This is a genomic window from Modestobacter sp. VKM Ac-2986, assembly GCF_026967795.1.
In the GTDB taxonomy this organism is placed as follows: Bacteria; Actinomycetota; Actinomycetes; order Mycobacteriales; family Geodermatophilaceae; genus Modestobacter.
Genome location: NZ_JAPVBH010000009.1, coordinates 15,471 through 37,344, shown reverse-complemented (window position 1 = coordinate 37,344; position 21,874 = coordinate 15,471). Strand labels below are relative to the sequence as shown.

At 73.9% G+C, this 21,874-nt stretch carries 17 protein-coding genes; 3 read left to right on the top strand and 14 right to left on the bottom strand.

Annotation, left to right across the window (positions count from 1 at the left end; translation table 11 throughout):
- The first annotated feature begins 63 nt into the window (after positions 1-63).
- A complete protein-coding gene (locus O2W14_RS19700; RefSeq protein WP_269177834.1) occupies positions 64-4,725 on the top strand; it encodes an ATP-dependent helicase in 4,662 nt (1,553 codons plus the stop codon).
- A gap of 187 nt (positions 4,726-4,912) precedes the next feature.
- On the opposite strand, the gene O2W14_RS19695 is transcribed toward O2W14_RS19700, so the two are convergent.
- Complete coding sequence (locus O2W14_RS19695) at positions 4,913-5,452, bottom strand: antibiotic biosynthesis monooxygenase (protein ID WP_269177833.1); 540 nt, start codon at positions 5,450-5,452, stop codon at positions 4,913-4,915.
- A 161-nt stretch (positions 5,453-5,613) separates the two neighbouring features.
- Positions 5,614-6,411, bottom strand: coding sequence for an aminoglycoside 3'-phosphotransferase (locus tag O2W14_RS19690; protein WP_269177832.1), 798 nt, complete (start codon positions 6,409-6,411; stop codon positions 5,614-5,616).
- A gap of 52 nt (positions 6,412-6,463) precedes the next feature.
- Here O2W14_RS19690 and O2W14_RS19685 point away from each other — a divergent pair, with 52 nt between their 5' ends.
- Both O2W14_RS19685 and O2W14_RS19680 read left to right on the top strand, forming a co-directional pair.
- Positions 6,464-7,324 carry a DNA-formamidopyrimidine glycosylase family protein gene (locus O2W14_RS19685; RefSeq protein ID WP_442928844.1) on the top strand — a complete coding sequence of 287 codons (861 nt, stop codon included), beginning with the start codon at positions 6,464-6,466 and terminating at the stop codon, positions 7,322-7,324.
- A 34-nt stretch (positions 7,325-7,358) separates the two neighbouring features.
- The gene (locus O2W14_RS19680) at positions 7,359-8,210 is read left to right on the top strand and encodes a DNA-formamidopyrimidine glycosylase family protein (protein ID WP_269177830.1); all 852 of its coding nucleotides are present in this window, start codon (positions 7,359-7,361) and stop codon (positions 8,208-8,210) included.
- Between the two features lie 116 nt (positions 8,211-8,326).
- Here O2W14_RS19680 and O2W14_RS19675 read toward each other — a convergent pair whose 3' ends face one another.
- The 12 genes from O2W14_RS19675 to rimO all read right to left on the bottom strand — a co-directional run bounded on the left by O2W14_RS19675 (position 8,327) and on the right by rimO (position 21,814).
- Positions 8,327-9,160: a PspA/IM30 family protein gene (locus O2W14_RS19675; RefSeq protein ID WP_269177829.1), complete on the bottom strand. Its 834-nt coding sequence runs from the start codon at positions 9,158-9,160 to the stop codon at positions 8,327-8,329.
- A gap of 271 nt (positions 9,161-9,431) precedes the next feature.
- On the bottom strand, positions 9,432-11,060 hold the full coding sequence (gene pgi, locus O2W14_RS19670) for a glucose-6-phosphate isomerase (protein WP_269177828.1): 1,629 nt from the start codon (positions 11,058-11,060) through the stop codon (positions 9,432-9,434).
- 123 nt (positions 11,061-11,183) lie between these two features.
- Entirely contained in the window at positions 11,184-12,506 is a 1,323-nt protein-coding gene (locus O2W14_RS19665) for an ABC transporter ATP-binding protein (protein ID WP_269177827.1), read from the bottom strand.
- A gap of 36 nt (positions 12,507-12,542) precedes the next feature.
- Positions 12,543-13,376 carry a carbohydrate ABC transporter permease gene (locus tag O2W14_RS19660; protein ID WP_269177826.1) on the bottom strand — a complete coding sequence of 278 codons (834 nt, stop codon included), beginning with the start codon at positions 13,374-13,376 and terminating at the stop codon, positions 12,543-12,545.
- Positions 13,376-14,338 carry a carbohydrate ABC transporter permease gene (locus O2W14_RS19655; RefSeq protein WP_269177825.1) on the bottom strand — a complete coding sequence of 321 codons (963 nt, stop codon included), beginning with the start codon at positions 14,336-14,338 and terminating at the stop codon, positions 13,376-13,378. Before O2W14_RS19655 ends, O2W14_RS19660 begins: the two co-directional genes overlap by 1 nt.
- Positions 14,335-15,585 carry an extracellular solute-binding protein gene (locus tag O2W14_RS19650; protein ID WP_269177824.1) on the bottom strand — a complete coding sequence of 417 codons (1,251 nt, stop codon included), beginning with the start codon at positions 15,583-15,585 and terminating at the stop codon, positions 14,335-14,337. The genes O2W14_RS19655 and O2W14_RS19650 overlap by 4 nt, the downstream gene beginning before the upstream one ends.
- Before the next feature lie 216 nt (positions 15,586-15,801).
- Positions 15,802-17,052: a DUF4032 domain-containing protein gene (locus O2W14_RS19645; protein WP_269177823.1), complete on the bottom strand. Its 1,251-nt coding sequence runs from the start codon at positions 17,050-17,052 to the stop codon at positions 15,802-15,804.
- Between the two features lie 304 nt (positions 17,053-17,356).
- Entirely contained in the window at positions 17,357-18,154 is a 798-nt protein-coding gene (locus O2W14_RS19640) for a TetR/AcrR family transcriptional regulator (RefSeq protein WP_269177822.1), read from the bottom strand.
- Between the two features lie 332 nt (positions 18,155-18,486).
- Positions 18,487-18,930: a helix-turn-helix domain-containing protein gene (locus O2W14_RS19635; protein WP_269177821.1), complete on the bottom strand. Its 444-nt coding sequence runs from the start codon at positions 18,928-18,930 to the stop codon at positions 18,487-18,489.
- Positions 18,931-19,031: 101 nt separating this feature from the next.
- The gene (locus O2W14_RS19630; protein WP_269177820.1) at positions 19,032-19,610 is read right to left on the bottom strand and encodes a CinA family protein; all 579 of its coding nucleotides are present in this window, start codon (positions 19,608-19,610) and stop codon (positions 19,032-19,034) included.
- On the bottom strand, positions 19,607-20,302 hold the full coding sequence (pgsA, locus tag O2W14_RS19625; RefSeq protein WP_269177819.1) for a CDP-diacylglycerol--glycerol-3-phosphate 3-phosphatidyltransferase: 696 nt from the start codon (positions 20,300-20,302) through the stop codon (positions 19,607-19,609). The genes O2W14_RS19630 and pgsA overlap by 4 nt, the downstream gene beginning before the upstream one ends.
- 3 nt (positions 20,303-20,305) lie before the next feature.
- On the bottom strand, positions 20,306-21,814 hold the full coding sequence (gene rimO, locus O2W14_RS19620; protein ID WP_269177818.1) for a 30S ribosomal protein S12 methylthiotransferase RimO: 1,509 nt from the start codon (positions 21,812-21,814) through the stop codon (positions 20,306-20,308).
- Positions 21,815-21,874: the final 60 nt, after the last annotated feature.

Below are 21,874 nucleotides of genomic sequence, written 5' to 3'. Positions count from 1 at the left end.
TCGACACGGGGACACGGCGGGCCGGTGGTCGCCCGTTCGTGGACGGCGGACTGTCGTACCCGCGTGGACACTGAGGACGTGCCGACCATGCCGTCCGCCCCGACGCCTGCGATGGAGCGCTTCTCCGCGCCCACGCAGGCCTGGTTCACCGGCGCGTTCGAACACCCCACCACCGCCCAGGAGGGCGCCTGGACGGCGATCAGCAGCGGGCAGCACGCGCTGGTCGTGGCCCCCACGGGCTCGGGCAAGACGCTGGCTGCCTTCCTCTGGTCGCTGGACCGCCTGGCCGCCACGCCTCCGCCGGAGGACCCGCTGCGCCGCTGCCGGGTCCTGTACGTCTCCCCGCTCAAGGCGCTGGCCGTCGACGTCGAGCGCAACCTGCGGGCACCGCTGACCGGGATCGGCCAGGCCGCCGCCCGCCTGGGGCTCGAGCGGCCGGAGATCACCGTCGGCATCCGCTCCGGCGACACCCCTGCCGACGAGCGGCGGCTGTTCACCAAGCGCCCGCCGGACATCCTGATCACCACGCCCGAGTCGCTGTTCCTGCTGCTCACCAGCCAGGCGCGCGAGTCGCTGCGCGGGGTCGAGACGGTCATCCTCGACGAGGTGCACGCCGTCTGCGGCAGCAAGCGCGGGGCGCACCTGGCCGTCTCCCTCGACCGGCTCGACGAGCTGCTGGACGCACCCGCCCAGCGGATCGGCCTGTCGGCCACGGTCCGCCCGATCGAGGAGGTCTCCACCTTCCTCGCCGGCGGGCGCCCGGTGCAGGTCGTCGCGCCGCCGTCGACCAAGCAGTGGGACCTGTCGGTCGTCGTCCCGGTCGAGGACATGTCCCAGCTGGGGCAGCCGACCGGCGAGCTGTCCGGCTCCGCGGCCGGCAACCAGCCACGGACGTCGATCTGGCCGGCGGTCGAGGAGCGGGTGCTCGACCTCATCGAGAGCCACCGCAGCACCATCGTCTTCGCCAACTCCCGGCGGCTGGCCGAACGGCTGACCAGCCGGCTCAACGAGCTGGCCTACGAGCGGGCGACCGGCGAGCCGATGCCGCACGGCGCCAACCCCGCCGAGCTGATGGCCCAGGCCGGCACCGGCGTCGGCGCGGGCACCTCGACCGACGTCAAGCCGGTCGCCTCCGCCCACCACGGCTCGGTCTCCCGGGAGCAGCGGGCGATCGTCGAGGAGGCGCTCAAGTCCGGGCAGCTGCCCGCCGTGGTCGCCACCTCCTCCCTCGAGCTGGGCATCGACATGGGCGCGGTCGACCTGGTGGTCCAGGTCGAGTCCCCGCCCAACGTCGCCGCCGGGCTGCAGCGGGTCGGCCGCGCCGGCCACCAGGTGGGTGCGGTCAGCGAGGGCGTCATCTTCCCGAAGTTCCGCGGCGACCTGGTGCAGAGCGCCGTGGTCGCGGAGCGGATGCGGGCCGGGGCGATCGAGTCCACCCGCTACCTGCGCAACCCCCTCGACGTGCTGGCCCAGCAGATCGTGGCCATCGTCTCCGAGCGCCCGCGCACCGTCGACGAGGTGTCGGCGGTGCTGCGCCGGTCGGCGGCGTTCGCCTCGCTGCCGGACTCCGCGCTGCACGCGGTGCTGGACATGCTCGCCGGCCGCTACCCCTCCGACGCCTTCGCCGAGCTGCGCCCGCGGCTGACCTGGGACCGCGTCACCGACACCCTCACCGCCCGCAACGGCGCGCAGCGGCTGGCGGTCACCAGCGGCGGCACCATCCCCGACCGCGGCCTGTTCGGCGTCTTCCTCGTCTCCGGCGCCGGGGAGAACGGCGGACGGCGGGTCGGTGAGCTCGACGAGGAGATGGTCTACGAGTCCCGGGTGGGCGACGTCTTCCTGCTCGGTTCCTCCTCCTGGCGGATCGAGGAGATCACCCACGACCGGGTGCTGGTCAGCCCGGCCCCCGGCCAGCCGGGCAAGATGCCGTTCTGGCACGGCGACACCCTCGGCCGCCCGCTGGAGCTGGGCCGGGCCCTGGGCGCCTTCCTCCGCGAGGTCGGCACCGCCACCCCCGAGGCCGGCCAGGAGCGGGCGCGCGCTGCGGGCCTGGACGCCTGGGGTGCGAGCAACCTGTTCGCCTACCTCGCCGAGCAGAAGGCGGCCACCGGCCACCTGCCCGACGACCGCACGCTGCTGGTCGAGCGGTTCCGCGACGAGCTGGGCGACTGGCGGCTGGTCGTCCACTCCCCCTTCGGCGCCCAGGTCAACGCCCCGTGGGCGCTGGTGCTCGCCGCCCGGCTGCGCGAGCGGTACGGCGTCGACGTCGCCTCGATGCACGCCGACGACGGCATCGTGCTGCGCCTGCCCGACACCACCGGCGAGCCTCCCGAGGCCGACCTGGCGCTGCTGGACCCCGACGACGTCGAGCGCGAGGTCACCGCCGAGGTCGGCAACTCCGCGCTGTTCGCCAGCCGGTTCCGCGAGTGCGCCGCCCGCGCGCTGCTGCTCCCCCGCCGCGACCCACGCCGCCGCACCCCGCTGTGGCAGCAGCGCCAGCGGGCGGCCCAGCTGCTGTCGGTGGCCAGCGAGTTCTCCTCCTTCCCGATCACCCTCGAGGCGGTGCGGGAGGTGCTGCAGGACGTCTATGACGTGCCCGGCCTGGTCGAGCTGATGAGCGACGTGCGCGCCCGCCGGGTCCGGCTGGTCGACGTGCAGACCCAGACGGCGTCACCGTTCGCGCAGTCACTGCTGTTCGGCTACGTGGGCCAGTTCATCTACGAGGGCGACGCCCCGCTGGCCGAGCGCCGCGCGCAGGCCCTGGCCCTGGACACCGGTCTGCTGGCCGAGCTGCTGGGCCGCTCGGAGCTGCGCGAGCTGCTCGACGGCGACGCGATGGCCGAGATCGAGGCCGAGCTGCAGCGGCTGCCCGAGCAGCGGCATCCGCGCGACGTCGACGGCGCCAGCGACCTGCTGCGCGGGGTGGGCGACCTGACCGTCGCCGAGGCCGCCGCCCGCGGGGTGCCCGCCGCGTGGCTGGAGGAGCTCGTGGTCTCCCGGCGCGCGCTCGTCGTGCGGATCGCCGGGGAGGAGCGGTACGTCGCCATCGAGGACGCCGGCCGGCTCCGCGACGCGCTGGGCACCGCACTGCCGGTCGGGGTCCCGGAGGCCTTCACCGAGCCGGTCGCCGACCCGCTCGGTGACCTCATCGGCCGCTACGCCCGCACCCACGGCCCGTTCGCCCCGCCCGAGGTCGCCGCCCGGCTGGGGCTGGGCGTCGCCGTGGTCACCGCCACCGTGCAGCGGCTGGTCGGCACCGGCCGGCTGGTCACCGGTGAGTTCCGTCCCGGCGGCATCGGCCAGGAGTGGTGCGACGCCGAGGTGCTGCGCTCGGTCCGCCGGCGGTCGCTGGCCAAGCTGCGCCAGGAGGTCGAGCCGGTCCCGATCGACACCCTGGCCCGGTTCACCCCAAGCTGGCAGTCCGTGGGCGGCCGGATGCGCGGGGTCGACGGCGTGCTGGCGGTCGTCGAGCAGTTGGCCGGCGCGCTGGTGCCGGCGTCGGCGCTGGAGTCGCTGGTGCTCCCCTCCCGGGTGCAGGGCTACTCCCCCGCGATGCTCGACGAGCTGACCAGCGCCGGCGAGGTGCTGTGGGCCGGCGCCGGCGGGCTGTCCGGTGGCGACGGCTGGGTGACCCTCGTGCCCGCCGACCTGGCTCCCCTGCTGCTGCCCGAGCCGCCGGCCGGGGCGGTCCTCGAGGGTGGGGTCGGCCAGCTGGTGCTCGACGAGCTCGCCGGCGGGCAGGCGATGTTCTTCCGCACGCTGTCCGACCGGGTGGGGGCCACCGACGACCCGGCGCTGGCCGAGGAGATCTGGGACCTCGTCTGGTCCGGGGCGCTCACCAACGACACCCTCGCCCCGCTGCGCACCCGGCTGTCCGGCGGCGGCACGCACAAGAAGGCCCCTGCCGCACCGCGCGCCCGGCTCGATCGCAGCCGCTACGGCCGCACCCGCCTCGGCCGCCCGGCGATGCCCAGCCGCACCGGGCCGCCCTCGATGGCCGGGCGCTGGTCGCGGCTGCCGGAGCTGGAGTCCAACACCACCAAGCGCACCACCGCCCGCGCCGAGGCGCTCCTGGAGCGACACGGCGTGCTGACCCGGGGCGCGGTGCAGGCCGAGCAGGTGACCGGCGGCTTCTCCGCGGTCTACCCGGTGCTGCGGGCGTTCGAGGAGAACGGCCGGGCTCGCCGCGGGTACTTCGTGGAGACCCTGGGTGCGGCCCAGTTCGGCACACCGGGCTCGGTCGACCGGCTGCGCAGCTTCGCCAACCCCGACCGCGTGCCCGCCGGCCCGGTCGTGCTCGCCGCCACCGACCCGGCCAACGTCTACGGCGCGGCTCTGCCCTGGCCGGAGCGTCCCGGCACCGGCACCGGTGGTGACACCGCCGCAGCGGACGGCGTCGACCTCGGCGAGGGCACCGCGGCGACGACCAGGAAGAGCGGGCACCGGGCCGGGCGCAAGGCCGGGGCGCTGGTGGTGCTGGTCGACGGCGAGCTGGTGCTCTACGTGGAGCGCGGCGGCAAGACGCTGCTGTCCTGGACGGAGGAGGAGACCACGCTCAAGGAGGCGGCCACGGCGCTGTCGAGCGCGGTGGCCTCCGGGGCGCTGGGCCGGATCACCGTGCAGAAGGCCGACGGGGCCTCGGTGCACGAGTCCGGCGCGCTGTCCGCCGCCCTGCAGGCAGCGGGCTTCATCGCCACCCCACAGGGCCTGCGCCTGCGGCGCTGACCGGACGCGCCGGCTACGGCCGGCGCGTCAGCCGGTCAGCACGTCAGCACGTCAGCCAGTCGGCTGGGGCGTCGACCGGCTGGGGCATCGACCGGCTGGGGCATCGACCGGCAGGGGCATCGACCGGCAGGTGCGCCGGCCGGCAGGTACGCCGACCCGTCGGTGCGTCGACCAGCGCGTCAGCCGGTCAGCGGCGGCGGGAGCCCTGCAGCCAGGGGCCCAGCCAGCGGCTGAGCCGCGGCATCGCCAGCCGCAGCACCGTCACCACGTACAACGCCGACAGCAGCAGCCGGGCCGGCCACGGCCAGCCGCCCACGAACGGCATCGCGACCAGCTGGAAGCTCGTCGTCAGCACCAGGACGACGGCGACGGTGAGCGCCCAGCTGCGCCAGGCCGGCCCCGGGCGGGCGGGCACCGCGAAGAACGTCTCCAGGCCCACCGCCCGGGCGGTCCGCTCCTGCTCGACCAGCCGGCTGACCCGCTCCAGCGCGGCGCGGCGCTCCGGCGAGCGCTCCCAGACGGCCAGCGAGGCGTCGTCGCTGAACCGGTAGACCAGGTGGTACTCGTCGCTGGCTGGACCGGGCCGCAGCAAGGACGAGCCGAGGCTGCCCGGGAAGCTGGCGACCAGCTCCTGGACGTCGGCGGCCCACTGCTCGAAGGCCTCGTGCTCCTCGGGCCGCACGACCCGGGCGACGGTCACCGTGACCGGCTCAGGCGCGGGGGCCACGGGCTGTCGGGCCACCGAGTTCCCGGTCAGTCGAACCGGCAGGCTGCGCAGGCGGGTCGTCACGGTCACGGGTCCCACAGCGTCGCCGGCGGCCGCTCTCTTCCCGTCTGTCGCTGCCCTCACAGCCCGCTCACCCGCCCGGGCGACCCACCCGCACCGGGTCAGGGGCCGGCGTCCCAGAGCAGCCGGTGGTAGGCCGTCCGCGCCGGGTCCGGCTCGATGCCGTAGGCGTCGAGGAGCGGCCGCTCCCAGCCCGGGCCGTAGTTCCACTGCGTGCTCCAGGTCGCCACCGCCAGGTCGGCCCAGCGGTCGGCCAGGCCGAGGGACCCCAGGTCGACGTGCCCGGACCACGACCCGTCGTCGGCGACCAGCGTGTTGGGGGCGCACGCGTCGCCGTGGCAGACGACCAGCCGGTCGTCGTCGGGCACGTCGGCCAGCCGGGCCAGCACCTCGGCCACCGACAGCGCGGCGTGCACCGGGTGCCACGACTCCGGGTGCAGGACGTCGGCCCGGCGGTGCACGTCGGCCAGCCGGGTGCGCGCGGTCCAGTCGAACGGGCAGCCCTCGGCCGGCAGCGCGTCGTGCAGTGCCCGCAGGCCGGCGCCGATGGCGCGCACCGCGGTCAGCGGGTCGGCCCGCCACCGGGCGTCGACGGCGCTGTCGCCGGGCAGCCCGGCGGTGAGCAGCCAGTCGCCGTCGGCGTCGCTGCCGGCGTCCAGCACGACGGGCACGGGCGAGAAGCGCGACGCCCAGCGCAGCCGCTCGGCCTCGCGCACGATCGGCAGCCCGCTGCCGGCCGGCGCCCACTTCACGAACCGGCGCCCCGCCCCGGACCCGAACTGCCAGGTGACTCCCCCGGCCTCGTTCTGCCAGACCGCCGTCGCCGGACCGGCACCGGCCAGGGCGCGCACGACCGGCGGCAGCACGACGGGATCGGGCGGGGGCCCGGAGTACAGCACCCGGCGATGGTGGCACGGGCGGGCTCCGCACGGGCGGCCCGGACCGGGGACGATGGACGGCGTGCCCGAGGGAGACACCGTGTGGCTGGCGGCCAAGCGCATGGACACCGCACTCGCCGGGGCCACGCTCCTCCGGGGCGAGCTGCGCGTGCCCCGGCTCGCCAGCGTCGACCTGACCGGCGCGACCATCACCGAGGTCGTGCCCCGCGGCAAGCACGTGCTCACCCGCCTGGCCGACGGCCGCACGCTGCACACGCACTACCGGATGGACGGCAGCTGGCACATCAACCGTCCCGGGACGCGGTGGCGGGGCGGGCCGGCGTTCGAGGTCCGGGCCGTGCTGACCACCGACCAGTGGGAGTGCGTGGGCTATCGGCTGCACGACATGGCACTGGTGCCCACGGCGCGCGAGCACGAGCTGGTCGGCCACCTCGGTCCCGACGTGCTCGGCCCGGACTGGGACGTCGAGGAGGTGCTGCGCCGGCTGCGCGCCCGGCCCGACGAGCAGATCGGCGTCGCCGTCCTCGACCAGCGCAACCTGGCCGGCCCCGGCAACCTCTACAAGACCGAGGCGCTGTTCCTCACCGGGGTCAACCCCTGGGCCCGGGTCGCCGACGTGCCGGACCTGCGCGCGCTGGTCGAGCGGGCCCGCACGCTGATGATGGCCAACCGCGACCGCCCGGCCCAGAGCACCACCGGGATCACCCGGCGCGGCTGGGACCACTGGGTCGCTGGCCGGAAGGGCCGCCCGTGCCGCCGCTGCGGGACGCCGATCGCACTCGGCGACCAGGGACCGGACCTGCAGGAGCGGGTGACCTGGTGGTGCCCGACCTGCCAGGCCACCCCGGTGCCGGTCGATCCGCGCGCCCGCACCGGCCTGCCCGGCACCGAGGCCCGGCGCGCCTCCTACTGAGGCGGGGACCCCGGCAGCCGGGGATCATGGGGGGATGCCCGAAGGAGACACCGTCTGGTTGGCCGCCAACCGGATGAACACCGCGCTGGCCGGTGCCACGTTGACCAAGGGCGAGCTGCGCGTGCCCCAGCTGGCCACGGTCGACCTGGCCGGTGCCACCGTGACCGAGGTCGTCCCCCGCGGCAAGCACATGCTCACCCGGTTCGCCGACGGCCGGACGCTGCGCACGCACTACCGGATGGACGGCAGCTGGCACATCTACCGCCACGGCTCCCCGTGGAAGGGCGGGCCCGCGCACAGCATCCGGGCTGTCCTGTCCACCGGCGAGTGGGACTGCGTCGGGTACCGGCTGCACGACATGACGATCGTGCCCACCAGCGCCGAGGGTGACCTGGTGGGCCATCTGGGCCCCGACGTGCTCGGCCCGGACTGGGACCTCGACGAGGCGCTGCGCCGGCTGCAGTCGCACCCCGACGAACAGATCGGCGTGGCGATCCTGGACCAGCGCAACCTGGCCGGGATCGGCAACCTCTACAAGGTCGAGACGCTGTTCATGACCCGGACCCACCCGTGGACCCGGGTCGCCGACGTCCCCGACCTGCCGGGCCTGGTCACCCGCGCCCGCACGCTGATGCAGGCCAACCGCGACCACCCCGAGCAGAGCACCACCGGCTCGATGCGCCGCGGGGAGGACCACTGGGTCTTCGGCCGCAAGGGCCGCCCGTGCCGCCGCTGCCGGACGACGATCCTGCTGGGTGACCAGGGCCCGGACACCCAGGAGCGGGTGACCTACTGGTGCCCGCAGTGCCAGGCTGCGCGCAGCCCGATCGACCCGCTCGCCCGCACCGGCGAGCCCGGCCACCCGGCGTCGATCGCCGCCACCTGACGGGCCTCGGAGACGACGGAGCCCCGCCGTCCACGAGGACGACGGGGCTCCGGCTCCGGCCCCGGTGCAGGGTCCCGCCTCGAGCCTGCGAGAGGTGGGGGCACCGAGGTCCTTCGTCAGGCGCGGTCGGGCCGCTCGGCCGACTGGTCGGCGCCCAGCGCGGTCCCGCCGACCGTGCCGCCGGACTCGATCGCACCGGCCGCCGGGTTGCCGCTGATGGCCTGCGTCCCGCCGCCCATCGAGGCGCGGATCTCGGCGAGCCGGGAGGCACCGGCGACGTCGATGGTCGCCTTCTGCACCTCGAGCATCCGGCCCTCGACCGAGTTCTGCGCGAGCTCGGCCGAGCCGAGGGCGTTGGCGTAACGGGCCTCGATCTTGTCCCGGACGTCGTTCAGCGAGGGGGTGTTGCCCGGCGCGGACAGCTCGTTGACCGAACGCAGCGAGGCCGAGACCTGCTCCTGCATCTTGGCCTGCTCCAGCTGCGACATGAGCTTGGTGCGCTCGGCCAGCGTCGACTGCAGCCGCATCCGGCTGGTCTCCACCGCGCCCTTGGCCTGCTCGGCGGCCTGCAGCGCCTCGTCGTGGCTGCGCTTGAGGTCCTCCGCCGCCTGCTCGGCGCTGACCAGCTGGGTGGCGAAGGCCTGGGCGGCCTGCTCGTACTCGCCGGCCTTGGCCGCGTCACCGGAGGCGCGGGTCTGGTCGGCGAGGTTCAGCGCCTGCCGCGCGGAGGACTGGAGCTTCTCGATCTCACCGAGCTGCCGGTTGAGCCGCATCTCCAGCTGGCGCTGGTTGCCCAGCACGGCGGCGGCCTGGTTGGCCAGGGCCTGGTGGCGCTGCTGCTCGGCCTCGATCGCCTGCTGGATCTGGATCTTCGGGTCGGCGCGCTGGTCGATCTGGTCGTTGGCCGAGGCCGTGAGGTACTTCCACAGCTTCACGAACGGGTTCGGCATGGCTCCTCCTGATCCGGTGCGCCGGTCCACCGGGCGGTGGACGGCACGATCCGGGCAACGCTGTCGTCGATCATCGTCTCAGGCCCAGTACCCGGGCAGCCACCGTTGACCCGCAGCGCCGCAGCACGCCGTCCCCCTGCACGTGACGTCGTCCCCCGGGACGACGTCACACCGCACCGACGGCCGTCCCCCTGCACCGACGACGGTGCAGGGGGACGGTCGTGGACGAGGTCGCCTGGTCCACACTCGGCGGGCCCAGGCGACAGGCGCGTCAGGCGCGCCCGCGCAGCGCCCGGTAGTGCTGCACCAGCGCGACGGTGGACGCGTCCTGGTCCATCTCCGGCGCCGTCTCGCTGGTCAGGGCCGGGGCGAGCTCCCGCGCCATGACCTTGCCCAGCTCCACGCCCCACTGGTCGAAGGAGTCGATCTGCCAGACGACGCCCTCGACGAACACGGTGTGCTCGTAGAAGGCGATGAGCTGCCCCAGCGTGGACGGGGTGAGCTTCGGCGCCAGGATCGTCGTCGAGGGCCGGTTGCCCGGCATCACCTTGTGCGGGACGACGGCGGCGGGGGTGCCGTCGGCGGCGACCTCCTCGGCGGTCTTGCCGAAGGCCAGCGCCGAGGACTGCGCGAACATGTTGGCCATCAGCAGGTCGTGCATCTCGCCGATGTCGTGGTTCGGCTCGCCGAAGCCGATGAAGTCGGCCGGGATGAGGCTGGTGCCCTGGTGCAGCAGCTGGTGGAACGCGTGCTGGCCGTTGGTGCCCGGCTCGCCCCAGTAGACCTCGCCGGTCGAGGTGGTCACCGGCTCCCCGTCGAACTGCACGGTCTTGCCGTTGCTCTCCATCGTCAGCTGCTGCAGGTAGGCCGGCAGCCGCGACAGGTACTGGCTGTAGGGCAGCACGGCGTGGGTCTGGGCGCCGAAGAAGTCGGTGTACCAGACGTTGAGCAGGCCCTGCAGGACCGGCAGGTTGGCCGCCAGCGGGGTGGTGCGGAAGTGCTCGTCGACGGCGTGGAAGCCGGCGAGCATCTCGCCGTAGTGCTCGCGGCCGATGGCGACCATCAGCGACAGGCCGACGGCGGAGGTGAAGGAGTACCGCCCGCCGACCCAGTCCCAGAAGCCGAACATGTTGTCGGTGTCGATGCCGAACTCGGCCACGGCGTCGGCGTTGGTGCTCACCGCGACGAAGTGCTTGGCGACCGCGCCCTCGACCTCGCCGACGCCGGCGAGCAGCCAGTCGCGGGCGACGGTGGCGTTGGTCAGCGTCTCCAGCGTGGTGAAGGTCTTGGAGCAGACCACGAACAGCGTCGTCGCCGGGTTCAGGTCGCGGGTCTTCTCGGCGAAGTCGGTCGGGTCGATGTTGGACACGAAGCGGGCGGTGAGGCCACGGTCGCTGTAGTCGGCCAGCGCCAGGTAGGCCATCGCCGGGCCGAGGTCGGAGCCGCCGATGCCGATGTTGACCACCGCGGTGATCCGCTCGCCGGTCGCCCCGCGCCACTCACCCGAGCGCACCCGGTCGGCGAAGTCGCCCATCTTGGTCAGCACCGCGTGCACGTCGGCGGTGACGTCCTGGCCGTCGACGGTCAGCGGCACCGACGCCGGGGCGCGCAGCGCGGTGTGCAGCACCGCGCGGTCCTCGGTGACGTTGATGTGCTCCCCGGAGAACATCGCCTCGATCTTCCCGGGCAGGCCGGCCTTCTCGGCGAGGGCGACGAGCAGCTGCACGGTCTCGTCGGTCACCCGGTGCTTGGACCAGTCGACGTAGAGGTCACCGGCGGTGCCGGTCAGCCGGGTGCCGCGCTCGGCGTCCTCGGCGAACAGCTCGCGCAGCGTGCGGGACGCCACCTCGCGGTGGTGGTCAGACAGTGCTGCCCACTCGTCGGTCGCGGTGATGTCCATGCTGGTGCCTCCAACGGTCCGGCCAGGGTCTGTCGGGGAGTGCGCAGCCGGGACACGCGACAAACCCCGGCGCGATCATGCCCGCCCCCGCCCGGACCCCGCACGGGGGTCCGGGCAGGCCCGTCAGGGGGCCCCGACCCGGGAGCTGCCGCTCCGGGCACCGCCGGCCTGGGCCCCGCCGTTCTGGGCACCACCGGTCTGGGCGCCGGCACTGCGCTCGCGGGCCTCCCCCACCTGCTCGAGCCGGTCCTCGGTCGCCATCCGGGTCAGCTCCGCGCCCGCCTGGGCGTCCCGGGTGAGGTTCTCCCCGGTGTGCGGGTCGAACACGTGCACCTTGCGGGTGTCGAGCCAGAAGTCGGCGTCCCGGCCCTCCCGGATCCGGCTGGTGGAGTCGATGGACACGATCGCCTGGGTGCGCAGCTCCTCCGCGTCCAGCTCCTTGGACAGGTCGCGCAGCTGGGTGCGGATCGCGTCCGGCGCCTCGTAGGGGATGTAGGCGTACTGCTGGTCACCGAGCCACTCGGTGACGTCGACCCGGGCGCGGAAGACCGTGCCCACCGGCCGCTTGGCCTCGTCCACCAGCGAGGCGTCCTCGAAGTACTCCGGCCGGATGCCGACGAGCAGCAGGTCGCGCCCGGCGACGGCGGCCGCCCGCCGCTCGTCGAGGTCGATCGTGCCGAACGGCGTGGTCAGCCGGGCACCGTCGACGGTGGCGGGCAGGAAGTTCATCGGCGGGGAACCGATGAAGCCGGCGACGAAGAGGTTGACCGGCTGCTCGTAGAGCTCCCGCGGCGAGGCGACCTGCTGGATCTTGCCCTTGCGCAGCACGCACACCCGGTCGCCGAGGGTCATCGCCTCGGTCTGGTCGTGGGTGACGTAGACGGTGGTGATGCCGAGCCGTCGCTGCAGCCGGGAGATCTCGGTGCGCATCTGCCCGCGCAGCTTGGCGTCGAGGTTGGACAGCGGCTCGTCGAACAGGAACGCCTCGGCCTGCCGCACGATCGCCCGGCCCATCGCAACCCGCTGGCGCTGGCCACCGGAGAGGTTGGCGGGCTTGCGCTCCAGGTGCTCGTGCAGCTCGAGGACGTCGGCGGCCTCGTTCACCCGGCGCCGCACCTCGCCGTCGTCCATCTTGGCCAGCCGCAGCGGGAAGGCGATGTTCTCGAACACCGTCAGGTGCGGGTAGAGCGCGTAGTTCTGGAAGACCATCGACAGGTTCCGCTCGCGCGGGGCCTTGTCGTTGACCCGGACGCCGCCGATGACCATGTCACCGCTGGTGATGTCCTCCAGGCCGACGACCATCCGCAGCAGCGTGGACTTCCCGCAGCCGGACGGGCCGACCAGGATCATGAACTCCCCGTCGGCGACGTCCAGGCTGACGTCGTTGACCGCGGGGAACCCGTCGCCGTACTTCTTGACGATGTTCTTCATCTCGATGGCGGCCATGAGCTGGTCCTCTCTGAGCAGGGGTACGGGGGGCGGTCAGCCCTTGACGGCGCCGTTGGTGAGGCCGGCGACGATGCGCCGCTGGAACAGGAGCACGAGGGCCACGACCGGGATCGTGACGATCACGGCCGCCGCGGCGATGGCGCCGGTCGGGTCCTCGAACTGGGAGGCACCGGAGAACAGGCCCAGCGCGGCAGGCACCGGCCGGGCGGCGCTGGTGGAGGTCAGCGAGATCCCGTAGACGAAGTCGTTCCAGGCGATGAAGAACGCGATGATCGCCGTGGTGAACACCCCAGGTGCCGCCAGCGGCACGATCACCTTGCGGAACGCCTGCCAGGTCGTGGCCCCGTCGACCTGGGCGGCCTGCTCCATCTCCCAGGGGATCTCGCGGAAGAACGCCGACATGGTCCAGATCGAGATCGGCAGCGTCAGCGACAGGTACGGGATGATCAGCCCCGGCCAGGTGTCGTAGAGGCCGATGTTGCGCCACAGGTTGAACAGCGGCGTGACGATCGAGATGACCGGGAAGATCGCCACCCCCAGCGCGGTGCCGAGGATCAGCTTCTTGCCGGGGAAGTCCAGCCGGGCGATCGCGTAGGCGGCGAACATCGCCAGCAGGCAGGAGATGAACGTCGCGATCAGGCAGATCCCGAAGGAGTTCCGCAGCGCGGGCAGGAACAGGTCCGCGCCGGCGCCGGTGAAGATCGTCGAGTAGTTCTCGTCCGTCGGCGTGGTGGGGAGGAACTGCCCGTTGGCCAGGTCACCGGGCGCCTTGAACGACAGCGACACGATCCAGGCGACCGGGAAGAGCGCGTAGACGACGATCGCGACCCCGGCGACGATCCACCAGGTCTTCTCCTTGCTCGACATCAGCCCTCCCCTCGTGCCTGTGCCAGGTCGACCTTGAAGCCCTTGATGAACAGGGCCGCGATCCCCACGACCACCAGGAACAGCAGCACCGACACCGCCGACCCCAGCCCGATCTCCAGCCGGGAGATGGTCTGCCGGTAGGCCAGGAACGACACCGACTCGGTGTTGTTGGCCCCGGCGGTCATGACGAAGATCGAGTCGAAGACGCGGAAGGCGTCCAGGGTGCGGAACAGCAGCGCGACCATGATCGCGGCCTTCATGTTCGGCAGCGTCACCTTCCGCAGCCGCTGCCACCAGGTGGCGCCGTCGACCTTGGCGGCCTCCTGCAGCACCTCGGGCACCTGCGCCAGCCCGGCGAGCAGGAGCAGCGAGATGAACGGCGTGGTCTTCCAGATCTCGGCGAGGCAGACGACCAGCAGCGCCGAGCCCTGACCGCCGAACCAGTCGGTGTCGGCGCCGATGCCGGGCAGCCACCCGAACCAGGTGTTCACGAACCCGGTGTCGATGGCGAAGGCGAACCGCCAGGCGAACGCCGAGACCACGGTGATGACCGCGTACGGGATGAGGATCGCCGCGCGGAGCACCGGCCGGATGGCCTTGAGCGCCTTGGCCATCACGAACGCCAGCGCGAACCCGAGCACCAGCTCGATGGCGACGGTGACCAGCGTGATGACCACCGTGACGGCCATGGCGATCCACCACGTCGAGTCCGAGAGGATCACGACGTAGTTGCTCAGCCCCGTGAACGACCGGTTGTCCGGGTCGGTGAGCCGGTAGTCGAACAGCGAGTCGTAGACCGCCTGCAGGATCGGGTAGGCGGTCACCAGCAGCATCACCGCCAGCGCCGGGCCGGCCAGCAGCCAGCCGAGCTTGCGCTCGCTGCGCGCCCGGTCGCTGGTCGTGTGGCCCGGGGCGTTCACCGGCGCGGTCTTCTCCGCCGGTGGCAGGGTCGTCGTCGTCACAGCAACTGCTCCTTCCGCAACACCGCGGTGATGAACTCGGTGGCCTCGCGCGGCGTCCGCTCCGGGTCGACCGAGCCGGTCGGGTGGTACCTGCGCTGCAGCCCGCCGGTGACCTCGCTGTAGTAGGCGGTCAGTGGGCGCGGCGCGGCCTGCTCCAGCGAGTCACGGATCGTCTCGGCCATCGGGAAGGCCTCGAGCACCTCCGGGTCGTCGTAGACGGTGGTGTCCGAGGCCGCGTTGCCGTCGTTGACGAAGTAGAAGGCCTGGTTCTCCGTCGAGGTGATGCACTCGGTCGCGTCGTAGGCCAGGTCCGGGTGCTCGCTGAGTGCACCGACCCCGAGGTTGATCCCGCCGTAGGGCGGCGCGCTCTCGGTGCCCTCGTCGACCTGCGGGTACAGCGTCCAGCCGTAGTCGTCGACCGTGGCCTGGTCCATCGTCCCGTCCTCGACCTTGCCGAGGGCCCGGGCGTAGACGAAGGAGTAGTTGACCATGAAGCCCCCGTCGGCGGACTCGAAGCCCGTGGCCGTGGTGTCCTCGTTGGCCGTCGACAGCGCCGGGCCGGTCTGCCCGCTGTTGGAGATGTCCCGCATCAGCTCGGTCGCCCGCCGTCCGGCGTCGGACTCCAGCCCCAGGGTGACCTGCTCGGGGTCGGTGGAGTTCTCGGCGATGATCGACCCGCCGGCGGACTCGATGAGCGCGTTGAACCACACGGTCAGCGCCTCGGCCCGGATCCCCTGGACGCCGATCAGCTTGTCCTGCTCCTGCGCGGCGGCGACCACCTGGTCCCAGGTGACCGGCTGGGACATGTCCAGCCCGGCGGCCTCGGCGACGGACTTGCGGTACCAGAGCAGCTGGGTGTTCGACCAGAACGGGACGGCGACCAGCTGGTCCTCCCACGTGGAGGTCTCCACCGCGGCCGGGACGACGTCCTCGGTGACCCGGCCGGCGATCTCGGGCGGCACCGGGGCGAGGAAGCCGGCCTGGGCGAACTCCGGCACGAAGATCGGGTCCAGGCTCATGATGTCGATCGAGGTGTCGTTGGCGGCCAGGCGCCGGACCAGCTGCTCGCGCTGGCCGGAGGCCTCGCGCGGCAGGGTCGCGGTCTCGATCCGGTAGCGCCCACCGGCCGCCTCGGTGCAGCGGGCGGCGATCTCGGTCTGCCCACCGGCGTCGGGGTTGATGTACCAGGTCAGCGTCGGGACGCCGCCGGACCCACCACCGCAGGCCGCCAGCGTGGAGCCGAGCACCCCGGCCGTGGCCGCACCGGCCAGGGCACGCCGCCACCTGCGCCGGCGGGACGGACCCGCTCGCCCACCCCGCCCTGCGTCGTCCCGACCCGTGTGCTCGTCCGGCACGGTGCACCGCCTCCGTAGGTCCACGGAGACCTCGTCGTCCCCGTGGACCTCGGAGAGTGGCCCGGGCCACACCTCGTGTCAACCGGACGGCGGCGTCCGGTCGGGGACTCAGGCGGGCGTGTGCGCGGGCACCGCACGGTGGGCGGCGATCACCGACGGGGTGGTCAGCACGGCCGGGGTGCGCGGCAGCACGTTCTGCACGTAGGAGCGCGCCGCAGCCCACGTGCCGACGTCGAAGCCGGCCCGCTCGGAGAGGAACCAGCGGTGCTCGAGGACCTCGTGGAACACCTCGGCGGGCTCCAGCCGGCCGGCCAGGTCCTCCGGCACCGCGCGCACGACGGGCAGGTAGACGTCGCTGAGCCAGCGGCGGGCCGCCTCCTCCTCCGCGACGATGCCGCCGGTGCGCTGCTCGAGGTAGGCCCGGTAGGAGCGCAGGTCGTTGAGCAGCCGCTGCGCCTGCTTCTCCTGCACCTCCAGACCGGTCAGCCGGACCAGCTCGTGCCGGTGCTGCCCCGGCTCGGCCACCCGGGTCTCGACCCGCAGCCGCGCGCCCTCCGGTGAGGTCACCAGCTCGATCTCGCCCACGTCGAAGCCGAGGTCGTTGAGCCGCTGCAGCCGCTCGGCGACCCGGACGGCCTGCTCGTCGACCCGGAAGACCTCCTCGCGGGTGACCTCGTCCCACAGCGCCTCGTAGCGGCCGGGCAGGCTGTTGGCGATCTCGACCGGGTCCAGCTCGGGGGGCAGCAGCTCGCCGGCCTGCAGGTCCATCAGCTCGGCGCCCAGCCGCTCGCGGGCCAGCTCGATGTCGTAGGCCCGCTTGCCGACCGACAGCGTCGGGTAGCGCTCGGCGGTCTCGGCGTCGACCAGGTAGGCGGTGTAGGTGCCGGCATCGGGGAGGAAGAGCGTGTTGGACAGCGTGCAGTCACCCCAGTAGACGCCGGCCAGGTGCAGCCGGACGAGCAGTTGCACCAGGGTGTCCAGCAGCCGGTCGGGCTCCCCGGCACGCGGCCCGGAGAACAGGTACCGGTAGGACATCGAGTACTCGAGGTAGCGGGTGACCAGGATGGCCTGCTGGTCGTCGGGCCGGTCGAAGCAGATGCCCAGCGCGGTGACCGCGGGCAGCCCCTCGGCCTCGAACTGCCCGAGCAGCGCGTACTCGTGCCGGGCCAGCGGCTCGGAGATCTCCTTGAGCGCGTAGACGTTGCCCTCGCTCACGGTGAACCGGACGACGTGCCGGGAGATGCCCCGCTGCGGCACCTCCAGCAGCAGGTCCTCGTCCCACTCCTCCAGGGGCTGGTCCCAGGGCAGGCTGAGCAGGCCGGCGGCCTCGGCGGCCGGGGGTCGGAACAGGAACCGCATCGCGCACTCCCGGGGTGGTCGGTCAGGTGGGGGTGGGGGGCGTGGGGGCGCCGTCCGGCCACGATGTCACGGATGGCGCCGCCGGACGGCCGGCTGCCGCTGTGAGGTGTGCCGGGACGACGACGGCCGCCCCGGTCAGCCTGCGACCGGAGCGGCCGCAGACGGTCGCGAGGAGCGGCGTCAGCCGATGAGCATCTTCGGTCCGCGCCTCGCTCGCTGGCGCTCGCTCGATGCTCCCGGCGTCAGCCGACGAACACCCTCGGTCCGCTCCTCGCTCGCTGGCGCTCGCTCGATGCTCCCGGCGTCAGCCGACGAGCTGCCCGGTGACGACGGCGGCCTGCGCGGCGCGCTCCTGCACGGTGCCCGGCTGCAGGACCAGGCCCAGCAGCCAGCGGCAGACCAGCTCGGCCTCGGGGCGGGAGATGCGCAGCGCCGAACCGAGGGTCACCACGACGTCGGCCCAGCGGTCGGCGTCCAGCGCCATCATCTGCACCAGCGTCTCCGGCTCGCTCTCGGCCAGCCGGCGCAGCACCGGGTGGCCGCCGACCTCCTCGGCCAGCGCGGGGACCGCGACGGTCAGCGGCAGCTCCGCGGCCAGGGCCGAGAGGCGGTCCAGCTCGAAGGCGATGAGCGCGTGCGCGACGTCGTCCTTGGTGCGGAAGTGGTTGTACAGCGTGGCCTTGGCGACGTTGGCCGCGGCGGCGATGTGCTGCATCGTCGTCTTCTTGACCCCGCGCTCGGCGAAGGCGGTGCGGGCCCCGGCGAGCAGGCCGCGCCGGGTGCGGCTCATGGCCACGCCGGTGCGGGCGGCGGGACGGCGGGGGTCCGGACGCGGGCCCGTGGCGGTGGGCCGGGGCGCGGGCACGGAGGCCAGCGACGGCACCGGGGCGGTGTACTGGTGACCGGGGGCCGGGGGCTGCATGAACGCGGCGCCGGCCGGCACCGGCGTGGTCAGGTGCTGTCCGCCGACGGCCGCGGCCTCGGCAGCGGCCGCCTCGGCGGCGTGGGCCTCCAGCACCGTGACCCCGCCACGCGCGCCGGCGGCCGGCACCGGGAGCGAGGGGTGCTGCGGCTGCGAGGAGCGGGATCCGGGGGAAGACATGGACTCTTTGTGCCTCCCCGGTCGCACCGGGTCAAGGAGGTGGACACCGAGCACCGGTCGTGTCGCGCGGGCCGGCCGGCCGTGGACGGTTCGGCACACCCGTGACCGGAACCGCGACGGGCCGCTGACCAGGCTGTACGGACACGCACCCGGACGACCAGCCCGTCCGGGGTCGCGGACGCGGGATCGGGCCCGGTCACACCTGCCCCACCGGTCACCCCGGTCCGACGGCCCCTGTCGGCCCCGTGACGGAGCACTGCCAGTCACCTCGGGGTGCCCTCGCAGTCGGCCCTCCTGCAGGGGCGGCAAGGCGTGGGGGCGGGGGTCCTCCCTCAGGCGGCGAGGGAGACGGCGCCGCGCGCGCGGGCGGCCGAGCGGGCGGCCTGGCCGCCACCGACCAGGGCCAGCGCGGGCTCGGCGACCGGGGCCTCGACGGCACCGGCGGCCTGCTCACCCGTCTCGTCCGCGGCGGCCGCGGCGGCGTCGTCCTCGCGGGTGCCGGGGTGGGCCAGCGCGACCGGGCGGACCGGGCGGCCGGCGGGGTCGGCCAGGCGCATCTCCAGGCTCACCTCGGCCAGCAGGTCGGCCAGCTCGACGTCGAGGGCGTCGCAGATGGAGGCGAGCAGCTCGGAGGAGGCCTCCTTCTGACCGCGCTCGACCTCGGAGAGGTAGCCCAGGCTGACCCGGGCCTCGCCGGAGACGTCGCGCAGGGTGCGCCGCTGACGCAGGCGGTGACCCCGCAGCGTGTTGCCGAGCTGGGTCCGCAGCAGCGTCATGGCCGTCTCCTGTCCACTCTGGCGAGCGAGTCGAACGAGCAGCGGCTCCGTCGGAGGACCGCCGGACACCGTGTGCTCACCGTACGCGGCCGAGACCCGGGTCACCGTGCAGAGTCGGGCTCGTCCGCTCCAGGCGTAACGCCCTGCGCACCCTGCGCGTTCCCCGCCACCGAGGCGTCGGGCAGTGGGTGCTCGTCCAGCCGGGCGAGCAGGCGCCGGAGGGCGGTCTCGACCGCGGCGGACCGCACCGCGGCCCGGTCACCGGGCAGGTCGAGCTCGTGCACGACCGTGACCAGCCCGTCGCTGAGCCCCAGGTAGACCCGCCCCGGTGCGTGCCCGTCGACCGGGTCCGGGCCGGCCACGCCGGTCAGCCCGATCCCCCACGTGGCGCCGCACCGGCTGCGGATCCCCTCGGCCAGCGCGGCGGCCGTGGGCTCGCTGACCGGACCGTGGGCGGCCAGCAGCCCGGCAGGGACGCCGGCCAGGGTGGTCTTGAGGTCGGTGGCGTAGACGACCGCCCCGCCGCGCAGCGTGGCGCTGACCCCCGGGACCGAGGCCAGGGTGGCGCAGAACAGCCCGGCGGTCAGCGACTCGGCGGCCGCGACGGTCTCCCGGCGGGCCAGCAGCGCCTCGTGCACCCGCTGCGCGGCAGCGGGCAGCTGGTCGGGCGCCGCGCTCATGCCGCGGTGTCCCGCCGTGCCTCACCGGCGCCGGAGGACTGACGGGTGCCACCGGCGGCCCGGCGCTCGGCCGCGGCGGCCATGGCGCGCGCGCTGGTGCGGCGCAGCGTCAGCGCCCGGTAGACGTAGTCGATGCCGGTGGCCACGGTGAGCACCACGGCCGCGGTCATCACCCACCAGCGGGCGGTGCCGAACAGCCCGTCCAGCGGCAGGATGTACATGCCGATGGCCAGCGCCTGCAGCACGGTCTTGGCCTTGCCGCCGCGGCTGGCGGCGATGACGCCGTGCCGGATGACCCAGAACCGCAGCAGGGTGACCCCCACCTCGCGGACCAGGACGACGACGGTCACCCACCACGGCAGCAGCCCGAGCACCGAGAGCCCGAGCAGGGCGGTGCCGGTGAGCGCCTTGTCCGCGATCGGGTCGGCGAGCTTGCCGAACTCGGTGACCTGGTTGGTGCGCCGGGCGATCATCCCGTCGTAGCGGTCGGTGATGATCGCCAGCGCGAAGAACACCGTGGCCCAGTAGCGGCGCTCGTCGTCCATGCCGCCGTCGGAGAGCAGCAGCAGCGCGAACAGCGGCACGACGGCCAGCCGCAGCACGGTCAGCGCGTTGGGCAGGTTGACCAGGCGCGCGGTCTGCGGCGGGGTCGCCGCCGGGTCGGCCGCCCCGTCCGGTCCCAGCGCGCTCATGCCTCAGACCCCGGCCGGCACGGCCAGCGTCGGGTCCACGGCCGTCGCGCCGGTGTGCACGACCACCCGGGCGACCAGGTCGACGCCCTCGGTGTCGACCACCTCGGCGCGCACCAGCTGCCCGGGGACCGCGCCCGCGGGCACCCCGGTCACGGTCGTCGTCCCGTCGGCGTCAGGGTCCTGGTGGGCGGCGTGCCCGCCCCAGGTGCCCGGCTCGGCCTCGGCACCCAGGTCATCGGTGAGCAGGACGTCGACGACGGTGCCGATGCGCTCCTCGGCCCGCTGGGCGGTGAGCTCCTCGACCAGGTCGGTGATCCGCCGGACGCGGGCGTCGATCTCGTCCTGGGCGACCTTGTCCGGCAGCGTGAGCGCCTCCGTGCCGTCCTCGTCGGAGTAGCCGAACACCCCGACCGCGTCCAGCCGGCCCTCGACGAGGAAGCGCTCGAGCTCGGCGACGTCGGCCTCGGTCTCGCCGGGGAAGCCGAGGATGACGTTGGTGCGGAATCCGGCGCCGGAGGCCAGCGAGCGGGCCCGGGCGATGATGCCCAGGAAGTCCTCGGTGCCGCCGAACCGGCGCATGCGGCGCAGCAGGGTCGGCGAGGAGTGCTGGAAGGACAGGTCGAAGTACGGGGCGATCCCCGGCGTGCTGGCGATGGTCTCCAGCAGGCCCGGCCGCAGCTCGGCCGGCTGCAGGTAGGCCACCCGCACGCGCACGATGCCCGGGACGGCGGCCAGCTGCGGCAGGAGCTTCTCCAGCGAGCGCAGGTCGCCGACGTCCTTGCCGTAGGACGTGGAGTTCTCGCTGACCAGCACGATCTCGGTGACGCCCTGGGAGGCCAGCCACTGCGCCTCGCCGAGCACCTCCCCGGCCGGCCGGGAGACGAACGAGCCGCGGAAGGCCGGGATGGCGCAGAACGAGCAGCGCCGGTCGCAGCCGGAGGCGATCTTCAGCGCGGCCGAGGGCCCGCTGGCCAGGCGCTTGCGCCGCAGCCAGTCGTGACCGGGGATGGCGGGGGCGTCGGGGGCCTGCATGGCGGCGGTGCGCTGCACCGGGCTGATCGGCAGCAGCGTGCGCCGGTCCTGCGGGGTGTGCGGCACCAGCGGGCGGCCGGTGAGGACGTCGTCGAGCCGGTCGCCGATGGCGTTGTAGTCGTCGAAGCCCAGCACGGTGGCCTCGGGCAGCGCCCCGGCGAGCTCGGAGCCGTACCGCTCGGCCATGCAGCCGACCGCGACCACCTGCGCACCGGAGTCGGTCGCGGCGAGGATCGCGTCGACGGAGTCCTTCTTGGCGCTCTCGATGAACCCGCAGGTGTTCACCAGGACCGCGTCGGCGTCCTCGGCGTCGGCGACCAGCTCGTAGCCGTCACCGGCGAGCCGGCCGGCGAGCTCCTCGGAGTCGACCTCGTTGCGGGCACAGCCCAGCGTGACGACGGCGACCCGCCGGGCGCCGGAGTGCTGAGCAGCGAGGATCTGCCCTTCGGGAGACGTCAGAGGACGGGGCAGGGCAGGCACCGGGCCATCCTATGCGCCGCGGCCCCGACGACCGAGGAGACCAGCGCCACCCTCGACCAC

Coding starts and splice junctions, on each gene's coding strand:
- O2W14_RS19685 (WP_442928844.1), top strand. CDS start 6,464: ATGGACGGCGTGCCCGAGGGAGACACCGTGTGGCTGGCGGCCAAGCGC.
- O2W14_RS19680 (WP_269177830.1), top strand. CDS start 7,359: ATGCCCGAAGGAGACACCGTCTGGTTGGCCGCCAACCGGATGAACACC.
- O2W14_RS19675 (WP_269177829.1), bottom strand. CDS start 9,160: ATGCCGAACCCGTTCGTGAAGCTGTGGAAGTACCTCACGGCCTCGGCC.
- pgi (WP_269177828.1), bottom strand. CDS start 11,060: ATGGACATCACCGCGACCGACGAGTGGGCAGCACTGTCTGACCACCAC.
- O2W14_RS19665 (WP_269177827.1), bottom strand. CDS start 12,506: ATGGCCGCCATCGAGATGAAGAACATCGTCAAGAAGTACGGCGACGGG.
- O2W14_RS19660 (WP_269177826.1), bottom strand. CDS start 13,376: ATGTCGAGCAAGGAGAAGACCTGGTGGATCGTCGCCGGGGTCGCGATC.
- O2W14_RS19645 (WP_269177823.1), bottom strand. CDS start 17,052: ATGCGGTTCCTGTTCCGACCCCCGGCCGCCGAGGCCGCCGGCCTGCTC.
- O2W14_RS19640 (WP_269177822.1), bottom strand. CDS start 18,154: ATGTCTTCCCCCGGATCCCGCTCCTCGCAGCCGCAGCACCCCTCGCTC.
- O2W14_RS19635 (WP_269177821.1), bottom strand. CDS start 18,930: ATGACGCTGCTGCGGACCCAGCTCGGCAACACGCTGCGGGGTCACCGC.
- O2W14_RS19630 (WP_269177820.1), bottom strand. CDS start 19,610: ATGAGCGCGGCGCCCGACCAGCTGCCCGCTGCCGCGCAGCGGGTGCAC.
- pgsA (WP_269177819.1), bottom strand. CDS start 20,302: ATGAGCGCGCTGGGACCGGACGGGGCGGCCGACCCGGCGGCGACCCCG.